This window comes from Stenotrophomonas sp. GW821-FHT09E08, from assembly GCF_059416125.1.
In genome coordinates this window covers 245,200-256,107 of record NZ_JBWKOO010000006.1, presented here as the reverse complement: position 1 = coordinate 256,107, position 10,908 = coordinate 245,200, and the positions used below count along the sequence as shown (strand labels likewise).

The window sequence follows — 10,908 nt, the reverse complement described above, 5'->3', positions numbered from 1 at the left end:
CCGCGGCCGGGTGGGGGGGTAGTGCGGGGTGTCCGCGGCATGAATGCCGCGGCCAAGCCCCATGGATGGGTTTACGGCGTCCCCGCACTACCCACCCACCCGGCCAGCCCTCAGCAATCCGGCTCTCGGTGACCAACCAGTCACCACCCACGAGGGGCTGCGCCGTTGGCTGGAAACTACACCCCGATGCCGGCGTCGCCCTCAGGCTCCAGCGCCTTCACCAGCACTGCGGCCTGCGTGCGGCTGTGGCATTCGAGCTTCTTCAGGATCGCGGTGACATGCACCTTCACCGTGTTTTCCGCCAGACCCAGCGTGTAAGCAATCTGCTTGTTGAGCAGTCCGTCGGCCAGGCACAGCAGCACGCGGAACTGCTGCGGGGTCAGCTGCGCCAGGCGGCTGGCCAGCAGCGCATCGGCCTCCGAACGCTCGGCGGCCATCGCCGGGAACCACAGGCCCCCATCAAGCACGGCCTGCACCGCCTCGCCGATGGTCTCGGCCGGCGCCGACTTCGGGATGAAACCGGCGGCACCGAACTGCTGCGCGCGGCGGATCACACGCGGGTGGTCGTTGGACGAGAGGATGACCACCGGTATGTCCGGATGCGAGCCGCGCACGTGCAGCAGCGCGGAAAAACCGTGTGCGCCGGGCATGGTCAGGTCGAGCAGCACCAGGTCCACATCCGGGTGCGCGTCGAGTGCCTCAGCCAGCGCTTCGGCGCTGGCAACCTCGCGCACCTGCACCAGCGGCAGGCTCTGCCGCAATGACTGCACCACCGCCGAACGCAGCAGCGGGTGGTCATCGGCGATCAGGATGGTGTATTCGCTCATGCGGCCATTGTACGGGCAGCCAACGGCCTCCGCCGGGCATGGCCCGGCGCCATCAGGGCATCAGCGCCCCGCCGGCTCCACGCTGCTGCGCCACGCATCGAGGAACTGGCGGCGCTTGAGCGCGTCCAGGTACACCAGCAGGCCGGGACCGAGCTGGATCGGGCGGCGGCTGCGGCCGGGTGCATTCGCGCCGCGTGCACTGCCGGTGACGATCGGCATCAGCCGCGCCTCGCGCGACAGCACCTGCTGGCCGCGTGGCGACAGCAGGTAATCGAGGAAGCGCCGCGCTTCTTCCGGGTGCGGACCCGTGCGCGGAATCACTGCGGTACGCAGCACCACCAGCGTGTAGTCCTCGGGTTCGACGATGGCCAGCGGCGCGCCGGCATCGACACGTGCCTGCGCGTAGGAGCCGAGCACGTTGTAGACCAGCGACAGCTGACCGCTGGCCAGCTGGTCCAGCAGCACGCCGGTGCGCTCTTCGCGCACCACGTCGTTGTCACCGAGCGCACCCAGCAATGCACCGGCGATGCTGCCACGCTGCGCGTCCTGGGTCGCCAGCAGGTAACCGACACTGCTGCGCTCGATGTCATAGGTGCCGACCTTTCCGCGCAGCGGCGCGCCCTCCGCGCGCAGCCGGTCCAGCAGCTGACGCCGGGTGTGCGGCACCTTCGCTGCAGGCAGCGCTCGGGTGTTGTAGACCATGACCACCGGCTCGTAGCTGATCCCGAACGCCTCGTTGCGCCACTGCGCCCAGGCCGGTAGCGCAGCGGTCTGCGCCGAACGGTGCGGTAGTGCATGGCCGTCGTTGACGAGCTTGGTCTGCAGATCCATGCCGCTGGAGATCAGCAGGTCCGGCGATGCAGGTCCGGCGCGGTCATGCAGGTAACGCGCGTACAGGTCCTGGGTGATGATGTCCTCGTACACCACTTCGGTGCCGGGATGCAGGCGCTGGTAGTCGGCGATGACCACCGCGAACACTTCGATGTCGGTGGTGCCGTGGATACGCAGCTGCGCAGCCGCCTTTCCCTGCGCAGGGAAGCGGCGCACGTCGCCCGGCGCGGCCAGCACCGGCACGGCCAGCAGCAGGGCAACGGCAGCGGCGAACAGGCGGATCATGAACTGCTCCGGGGCAGGCGGATGGTAGCGATCAAGCCGCCCTGCGGACGGTTGCTGAGGTCGATGCGGCCGCCGTGGCTGTCGACCACGCGCTTGACGATGGCGAGGCCGAGGCCAGCACCGCCGGACGGCGCACCTTCGCCACGGGCAAAACGTTCAAAGACGCGCTCTGCGTCTGCTGCGGCAATCCCGGTGCCGTGGTCGGCAATGGTCAGCACCGCCTGCCCACCTTCCACGGTCAGTGCGATCTGCAAGGGGCCATCGCCACCGTACTTCAGGGCGTTGTCGACCAGGTTCTTGATCGCCTCGCGCAGCAGCAGTGCATCGCCATGCACCTGCACCGGCTCGGCGGTCATCGCCAGTTGCACGCGCGGCGCCGGGCCGGCCTGCGGCAGCGCTTCATGCAGGGCCTGGTGCACGGTCTCGGCCAGGTCCACCGCCGCAAAGCGCTGCAGGTGCGAACGATGGATCACGCTGGCATCGCTGAGCAGCTGGTTGAGCAACCGGCTCATATGGGTGGCGTTGCGCTCGATCGCCTGCAGGCTGCGGCGCATGTCTTCCGGGTCGTCGTCGTCCAGCGCCAGCTGCGCCTGCGCACGCAGCGCCGCCAGCGGCGTGCGCATCTGGTGCGCGGCCTCCGCCATGAAGGCGCGCAGCGTCTCGTTGCTGCTGGACAGGCGCTCCATGAAGCGGTTCAAGGCGGCCACCATCTGGTCCATCTCACGCGGCACGCGCGCATCCAGCGGTTTCAGGTCGGACGGCTCGCGGCGCGACAGCTCGCGTTCCACCCGCACCAGCGGCCGGAACGCGCGGTGCACGCCAAAGGCCACCAGCGCCAGCAGCAGGCCGGACAGCACACCGATCGCCAGCAACGCTCGATTGACCAGGTCCTGCGCCACCGCTTCGCGCGCACGCCGGGTCTGCCCCACCTGCACCTGCACCTCGCCCTGCGCGGAGGCCGCGGCAAAGCTGCGGCCGACCATGACGAAACGCACGGTTTCACCGCTGTAGGCCGCATCGAACAACTGCGGTTGCGTGCCGGGCCGGCGCGGCGGCTCCGGCAGATCGCCATAGCCGGTGATCAGGTTGCCGCGGCTGTCGGCGACCCGATAGAACACGCGATCCTCCGGCGCCATCGCCAGCAGGTCCAGCGCCGCATAAGGCAGGTCGACCTGCCATTGGCCATCGACCAGGGCCACCGAATCGGCGATGGACAGCGCCGAGGACACCAGCAGGTGATCATAGGATCGGTTGGCGGCGCGCTGGCCGTAATCGCGTGCGGCGAACAGCAGGGCCACCGCGAACACCGCCAGCAGCACGCCGAGGTAGAGCAGCAGGGTGCGCCGCAACGAACCCGGCGCCGCAGTCGCAGCACGTGCGTCAGCCATCGGCGTCGGCATGGGTATCACTGGCTTCCAGCAGGTAGCCGACACCGCGCACCGTGGTGATGCGCAACGGCGCAGCGGCCAGTTTTTTTCTCAGGCGACCGATGTATAGCTCGATCGCATTCGGACCGGCCTCGTCATCGAAGCCGAACAGGCCATTGCCGATTTCGTCCTTGCCGACCACCTGGCCGAGGCGGCCGACCAGAATCTCCAGCAACCGGTACTCGCGGTTGGGCAGTTCGATCGGTTCGCCGTCGAGACTGACGCGGTGCGCGGCATTGTCGAACTGGAACCCCCCGATCTGCACCACCTCACTGGCCTGGCCACGCGCGCGGCGCAGCAGCACGCGGCAGCGCGCTTCGAACTCGCGGAAATCGAATGGCTTGCCCAGGTAATCGTCGGCACCGACATCCAGCGCCTGCACCCGATCTTCGATGCCATCGCGCGCGGTCAGCATCAGCACCGGCGTGCTGTCGCCGCGCTCGCGCATGCCGGAAAGCACGCGCAGGCCATCCAGCTTGGGCAGCCCGATATCCAGCACGACCAGGTCGAAGCTCTGGTAGCGCAGCACGCTGGCGGCGGCCAGGCCATCGGCCTGCCAGTCCACGGCGTGCCCACTGCGGCGCATGCGGCGGATGATGGCATCGGCCAGATCCTGATTGTCTTCGACCAGCAGCAGGCGCATGGGCACGGGGGTGGGAGGGGAAACGAATGCTACCGCGTGGAGCGGGATGGCGTCCGCCGGGCATGGCCCGGCGAGCGCAGCGGCAACGATCCTCGCTGCACCGCACAAATCGCTGACAGGACGATGACAGCTTGCCCGACCCAGACTGCGGCCGCGCACCGTCCGGTGCCCACGATTGCCGCGCGCCTGGCGTGCACCTGGGAGGGTTTGTGGAATTCACGTTTGCCTGGCGGCGTCCTGCCGCCATGATGGCTATGGCTGCCCTGTCGGCGCCGGCCTTTGCCGCCGAAGACGACCGTCCGGTCACCGCCAGCCTGGGCGGCCGCCTGCACTTGGACTTCGCCACCTTCGACAACGACAACCGCGGTACGCCGAACAAGGACGACACCGAGATCCGCCGCGCCTGGGTTGACGTTTCCGGCAAGTTCTTCGTGGTCGACTACAAGCTGGAAGCCGATTTCTCCGGCGACCGTGTCGAGGCCAAAGACGTCTACCTGAGCCGCAGCTTCGGTGATGCCGGCCGCCTCACCGTGGGCCAGTTCAAGCAGTATTTCTCGCTGGACGACCGCACCGGTTCCAACTATGGCAGCTTCCTGGAGCGCGGCAACGCCGGCACCACGCTGGCCCCGCTGTACCGCCTGGGTGCGTCGTGGCAGGCCAATCCGGGTGACTTCACCTGGGCGGCCAGCATCTACAGCCTGGAAAGCATCGACGCCTGGCAGGTGAAGGGCCGCGCCGCCGGTGGCCGCGTCACCTGGGCCCCCGCGCCCAGCGAGGGCGACGTGCTGCACCTGGGCCTGTCGCTGGCCCGCGAGGCGTACGACAACCCCGGCGCCAACGGCACTCCAGGCCTGAGCATCCGCCCGCGCCCGGCCGGCCATCTGTCCGATGAAAGCCGCCTGACCCTGGTCAACTTCTCCGCCGGCCGCGATACCGACGTCAACAAGTGGTCGCTGGAATACGCGCAGGTGCGCGGCCCGCTGTCCTGGCAGGGCGAATTCAGCGGCGCCACCTTCGATGACGGTGCCCAGCGCGGTGACGTGATGGCCGCCTACGGCATGCTCAGTTGGTTTGTCACCGGCGAGAGCCGCGCCTACGACCGCAAGACCGGCCGCTTCGCGCGGGTGAAGGATATCCGCCACAAGGCCGGTGCCTTCGAACTGGCATTGCGCTACGACCAGATGTGGGGCGCGCAGCACCTGGACGGTGCGCCGGACCTGCGCCGCGGCAGCACCGAAGCCTGGACGCTGGGTGGCAACTGGTACCTGCGCGACAACCTGCGCTTCATGCTCAACGTCATCGAAAGCCGCAACCGCGACCGCCTGGCCGGGGTCACGGTGGACCGCACGCGCGCGGTCACCGGCCGCCTGCAGTACGACTTCTAAGCCCGCAATCCCGGGCATGCCGCCCGGGCCCCTTCCACTCCCCCACGTCCTGTTTTCGCAAGGAGTCCGCAGATGATGCTGAGCATCCTCGGCTTTGGCATGGTCATTACGTTCATGTACTTGATCATGAGCAAACGCCTGTCGCCGCTCGTCGCCCTGATCACCATCCCCATCCTGTTCGCGCTGATCGGTGGCTTCGGCGCCGGCCTCGACGAGATGATGCTGGAGGGCATCAAGAAGATCGCGCCGACCGGCGTGATGCTGATGTTCGCCATCCTCTACTTCGGCGTGATGATCGATGCGGGCCTGTTCGATCCGCTGGTGCGGATCATCCTGCGCTTCGTCAAGGGCGATCCGATGAAGATCGTGCTCGGCACCGCCGTGCTGGCGATGCTGATCTCGCTCGATGGTGATGGCTCGACCACCTACATGATCACCGTCTCGGCAATGCTGCCGCTGTACCAGCGGCTGGGCATGAACGCGCTGAACATGACCTGCGTGACCATCCTCGCCGGAGGCGTGATGAACCTGACGCCGTGGGGTGGCCCGACCGCACGCGCGGCCACTGCACTGCACGTGGACCCGGCCGATGTGTTCGTGCCGCTGATCCCGTCGATGGTGATCGCCTGCGCCGGCGTGCTGCTGCTGGCCTGGTACCTGGGCCTGAAGGAACGCCGCCGGCTGGGTGTGGTGACCCTGCCCAAGGGTGGCAGCTGGATGGACAACAGCGTGTCCGACGACAGCAATGCGCTGCCGACGGTGGAAGACGCCGAGGACATCAAGCGTCCGAAGCTGCTGTGGGTGAACCTGGCCCTGACCGTGGCACTGATGACCGCGCTGATCATCGGCATCCTGCCGATGCCGGTCCTGTTCATGGTCGGTTTCGCCATCGCCCTGGTGATCAACTACCCGAACCTGGCCGAGCAGCGCCGCCGCGTAGTCAACCATGCCGGCAACGTGCTGTCGGTGGTGTCGCTGATCTTCGCCGCAGGCATCTTCACCGGCATCCTCAACAACACCGGCATGGTCGAAGCGATGTCGCACAGCTTCCTGGCCGTCATTCCGGAATCGTGGGGCCCGTACCTGGCGGTGATCACCGCCGTGGCATCGATGCCGTTCACGTTCTTCATGTCCAACGACGCGTTCTACTTCGGCGTGCTGCCGATCCTGTCCGAGGCCGCCGGCAACTACGGCATCACCCCGGTGGAAATGGCGCGCGCCTCGCTGGCCGGCCAGCCGGTGCACCTGCTCAGCCCGCTGGTGCCGTCCACCTACCTGCTGGTAGGCCTGGCCAAAGTCGAATTCGCCGACCACCAGAAGTTCACCCTGAAGTGGGCCATCGCCATCTCGATGCTGCTGATGGTCGGCAGCCTGCTGTTCGGCCTGTACCCGCTCGCCGCCTGACCTCTTACCAAGGAGCCTTCTGCAATGACGCTTCGAATCGCTTACGTCACCAGCGGCATGGGCAGTGTCGGTACTGCCATCTGCCAGAGCCTGGCCCGCAGCGGCCACACCGTGGTTGCCGGTTGCGCGCCGAACTCGCCGCGCAAGGCCAACTGGCTGCGCGAGCAGCGCGAACAGGGCTTCGACTTCATCGCCTCCGAAGGCAACGCTACCGACTGGGCCTCGACCAGCGCCGCGTTCGCCAAGGTGCGCGCCGAAGTCGGTGAAGTGGACGTGCTGGTCAACAACTCCGGTGGCAGCCGCGACCTGCTGTTCCGGCAGATGACGGTGGAGGACTGGAATGCGGTGATCGCCTCCAACCTCAACTCGCTGTTCAACCTGACCAAGCAGGTGGTCGATGGCATGGCGACGCGGGGCTGGGGCCGCATCATCAACATCGGTTCGGTCAGCGCCCACAAGGGCCAGATCGGCCAGGTGAACTACGCCACCGCCAAGGCCGCGATGCATGGCTTCAGCCGTGCGCTGGCCGCGGAAGTGGCCTCGCGCGGGGTCACCGTCAACACCTTGTCGCCGGGTTACATCGCCAGCCAGGCCATCAGCAGTTTCCCGCCAGATGTGCTGGACCGGCTGGCCGCCTCGGTGCCAGTGCGCCGCCTGGGCCGTCCGGAAGAAGTGGCCGGCCTGTGTGCGTGGCTGGCCTCGGATGAAGCCTCGTACGTGACCGGCGCCGATTATCCGGTCAACGGTGGCCTGTACATGGGGTAAGCCCTCGTCCACGCAGTACGTGGACCGCCTCCCCCACGGAGTGCGCGGGGCCGGAGAACCTTCGCTTGCGGGGGTGATCCGGCCCCTTTTTTCTTGCCTGTACCCGGTGCGGGCTATACCGGCAGCATCCGTGAACCGGAAGTTCACCCATGCAGCGTCTGTGGTGGGGAAACCTTGCGATCCTGCTGCCTGTACTGTGTGCGGCGGCCGCACCCGACCAGCTGCCGATGGCTGACGACGTGCAGGCAGATCGTCTGCTCGAACTGACCCGCAGCTGGGGCAAACCGTTGCCCCGCGCGGCGCGTCTGGAAGACCTTCGCGCCATGCTGCCAGCGACAGTGGCCGTCATCGAAACACCTTATGCATTGCCGGGCATCACGCTGCCACCGGTGGCCCTGTCCCCACCACTCCAGATCACCGGCGGCATGGTCCTGCTGCAGGCCGATCGCCAGCACGTGCACTCCGTGCGCCTGGATGTCGGGGGCGCATGCGTGACGCGTCGGCAGATCGTCCAGCGCCAGGTCGCGCCAGCGCGCGTGCTTCCTCCTTCAGGCCACGCCCCGGAACAGGCATTGACGTTGAGCTACCCATCCCCGGATCGATGGGTGAGCTACCTTTTTCCCGGATTGCATCACGCGTGCGTCGCGCAGGTGATCCTCAAACCGGCAGATGCACCGCCGCCGTGACAGGAATGTTGCAGGTTGCACACCACCCTGCACCGTTCGTTGGTTTTCCGTAAAGAAGGTTTCATGTTCCGTTCGCATAGTGGCCATGCACCGCGCATCCGTGCCGGTGACCACCCCCAATGCAACGGACCACCATGCAGACCCGACACCTGACGATCGCCGTGGCGATCGCGCTCTCCGCCGCCAGCGCCCATGCTGCCACCGCCGCCGATACCGGCGCCAGCACCGATGCCGCGCTGAACGCGCAGACGCTGGATACTGTCTCCGTGATCGGCCAGGGCGAGACCCGCCAGGTGCAGCGCATCACCACGGTGGACAAGCAGGTGCTGCCGCCGGGCACCAGCGGCCAGAAGATCCTCGACCGCCTGCCAGGCGTGTCGGTGCAGTCCAACGATGCCTTCGGTGCCAACGAGGAGTCGCAGACCATCAGCCTGCGCGGCTTCGACAAGAGTCGCCTCGGCTACACGCTGGACGGCATCCCGCTGGGTGACAACAGCTACGGCAACTACAACGGCCTGAGCATTGCCCGCGCGATCATCGCCGAGAACCTGGCCGGCGCAGAGCTGTCGCAGGGCATCGGTTCGCTGGGCGTGGCCTCGACCAGCAACCTGGGTGGCACCATCCAGTACTTCTCAATGGACCCGTCGACCGAATTCGGTGGCCGCGCCAGCGTCACCGTTGGCGACAACAGCCAGCGCCGCGGCTACCTGCGCGTGGACACCGGCGACATCAACGGCTTCTCGGCCTACGTCTCCGGCGTACACCAGGACCAGGACATGTGGGCCGCGCCCTACCAGAACCAGACCACCCGCCAGTTCAATGCCAAGGCGGTGTGGAACGTGGGCGACCATCGTTTCGGTGCGTTCGTCGCGACCTCGCGCGCCAGCCAGGCCAACTACGCCTACCTGTCCAAGGACATGCTGGCGCGCGGCTTGGGCTATGACTGGAACATCTACGCGCCGGACTGGGAGCGCGCCGTCGCCGCCGCATACTGCGCACCGGGCACGCTGGACCGCAGCAAGTGCAAGTTCAGTGGTGGCGTCAACAGCATCGACGATGCGTACTACCAGAGCCGCGCACTGCGCGACGACAACCTCTATTCGGTCGATGCCGACCTGCGCCTCGGTGAGCAGGGCCGCCTCAAGCTGCTGGCCTACCACCATGACAACCGTGGCCAGGGCCACTGGTGGGCACCGGGCCAGCCGTCCTACCCAGGAACCGACAAGATGTTGCCGATCTCGATCCGCAGCACCAACTACACGATCAACCGCGACGGCCTGACTGCCGCGCTGTCGTGGACGGTGGGCATCCACGAGCTGGAAGCCGGCCTGTGGTACGAGCAGAACGACCATAACGTCTCGCGCAACTTCTACTACATCAGCGGTCCGTTCCTGGACGACCTGTACCTGAAGAACCCGGACCGCCTGCTGTTCAACCAGGACTTCGACATCCGCACGCGCCAGTTCTACGTGCAGGACCGCATGCGCTTCCTGGACCAGCGCCTGACCGTGGACGTCGGCATCAAGAGCCCGAACACCCGCATGCGCGCCACCGCCAACCCGGGGGTGGAAACCAGCATCGCCTCGGGCACGCTGACTGCCAAGGAATCGGTGCTGCCGCAGCTGGGCCTGGGCTTCAAGCTCAACGCCAACAACGAGCTGTTCGCCTCGTATGCCGAGAACATCGCTGCCTTCGTCGGCGGTGGCAGCGGCGGCCCGCTGCAGGTGTCGCCGGAATCGTTCGCGGCCAGCGCCGGCCTGGAGCCGGAGAAGTCGAAGAGCCTGGAAGCCGGTTTCCGTACTTTCGGTGAGAAGTACCAGGCGTCGATCGCGGCCTACAACGTGAAGTTCGACAACCGCCTGCTGTCGCTGAACCCGTGCTCAAGCATCGAAGTCGGCACGCGCCCGGAGTGCGTGACCCGTTTCATCAACGTCGGTTCGGTAAAGAGCCACGGCGCGGAGCTGACCTTCATACTCAAGCCGATCGACGGCCTGCAGTGGTACAACGCGCTGTCCTGGAACAAGACCACCTACGAGGACGACTACCTGTCCGGCGGCGCGGTGGTGCCGGTGGCCGGCAAGATCACCGTGGATACGCCACAGCGCATGGCCTCCAGTGAAATCAGCTGGAACCGCGATGGCTTCTTTGCCAGCCTGCGTGCCAAGTACACAGGCAAGCGTTACTACACCTACACCAACGACCAGTCGGTGCCGGGCGTGACCACCTTCGACGCCGGTGCGGGCTACGACTTCGGCCCGGGCATGGGCCTGCGCAACGTGCGGGTGTCGTTGAACGCGACCAACCTGACCAACAAGCGCTACGCCGGCCAGTTGAGCTCGTTTGCACCGACCGATCCAAAGGGCACGCGTTATGCGATCCATGCGAGCGCACCGCGGCAGCTGTTCATGACAGTGGCGGCGGAGTTCTAAGCCAGAAGCGTTGCCCCGCGGCGTCTTGATTGTTGTCGCGGGGCAGGGTCGGATGGGCCGGCGCAGGACACGCCGTGAACCCCGCTCCGCGGTCCGGCCCAGCCGCTGGCGGCTGTGCGTTCGGGCGCTTGCGAAGCAGTGCTTCGCAAACGAAGCGCCCTCACCCATGGGGGCTCGATGGAGGGGCTTTTGCGTGTCCTGGCCAGGGTGGCCCGCCTCCTCCCCA

Annotated in this window: 9 protein-coding genes; 5 read left to right on the top strand and 4 right to left on the bottom strand. The window is 67.0% G+C overall.

The annotated features are described in order from the left end of the window. Positions 1–176: 176 nt before the first annotated feature. From AC07M7_RS10725 to AC07M7_RS10710, 4 genes are read right to left on the bottom strand one after another with little or no spacing between them, the layout of a single operon-like run. Positions 177–827, bottom strand: a complete 651-nt coding sequence (locus AC07M7_RS10725; protein WP_495207354.1) for a response regulator — start codon at positions 825–827, stop codon at positions 177–179. A gap of 60 nt (positions 828–887) precedes the next feature. Further along, positions 888–1,943 (bottom strand): ABC transporter substrate-binding protein, encoded by a 1,056-nt coding sequence (locus AC07M7_RS10720; RefSeq protein WP_046987162.1) that lies wholly within the window; start codon positions 1,941–1,943, stop codon positions 888–890. Then, a complete protein-coding gene (locus tag AC07M7_RS10715; protein ID WP_495207353.1) occupies positions 1,940–3,331 on the bottom strand; it encodes a sensor histidine kinase N-terminal domain-containing protein in 1,392 nt (463 codons plus the stop codon). The genes AC07M7_RS10720 and AC07M7_RS10715 overlap by 4 nt, the downstream gene beginning before the upstream one ends. After that, entirely contained in the window at positions 3,324–4,013 is a 690-nt protein-coding gene (locus tag AC07M7_RS10710; protein ID WP_253078688.1) for a response regulator, read from the bottom strand. The genes AC07M7_RS10715 and AC07M7_RS10710 overlap by 8 nt, the downstream gene beginning before the upstream one ends. Positions 4,014–4,258: 245 nt before the next feature. Between AC07M7_RS10710 and AC07M7_RS10705 the strand changes: the two genes are divergently transcribed. From AC07M7_RS10705 to AC07M7_RS10685, 5 genes are all read left to right on the top strand, one after another. Further along, positions 4,259–5,398 (top strand): OprO/OprP family phosphate-selective porin, encoded by a 1,140-nt coding sequence (locus AC07M7_RS10705; protein WP_253078689.1) that lies wholly within the window; start codon positions 4,259–4,261, stop codon positions 5,396–5,398. Positions 5,399–5,473: 75 nt separating this feature from the next. Continuing rightward, positions 5,474–6,802 carry a CitMHS family transporter gene (locus AC07M7_RS10700; protein ID WP_046987164.1) on the top strand — a complete coding sequence of 443 codons (1,329 nt, stop codon included), beginning with the start codon at positions 5,474–5,476 and terminating at the stop codon, positions 6,800–6,802. A 24-nt stretch (positions 6,803–6,826) separates the two neighbouring features. Beyond that, positions 6,827–7,567 carry an acetoacetyl-CoA reductase gene (gene phbB / locus AC07M7_RS10695; RefSeq protein ID WP_012481221.1) on the top strand — a complete coding sequence of 247 codons (741 nt, stop codon included), beginning with the start codon at positions 6,827–6,829 and terminating at the stop codon, positions 7,565–7,567. A 149-nt stretch (positions 7,568–7,716) separates the two neighbouring features. Continuing rightward, entirely contained in the window at positions 7,717–8,253 is a 537-nt protein-coding gene (locus AC07M7_RS10690) for a hypothetical protein (protein ID WP_495207352.1), read from the top strand. Positions 8,254–8,387: 134 nt separating this feature from the next. Further along, on the top strand, positions 8,388–10,682 hold the full coding sequence (locus AC07M7_RS10685; protein ID WP_046987158.1) for a TonB-dependent receptor: 2,295 nt from the start codon (positions 8,388–8,390) through the stop codon (positions 10,680–10,682). The last annotated feature ends 226 nt before the right edge of the window (positions 10,683–10,908 follow it).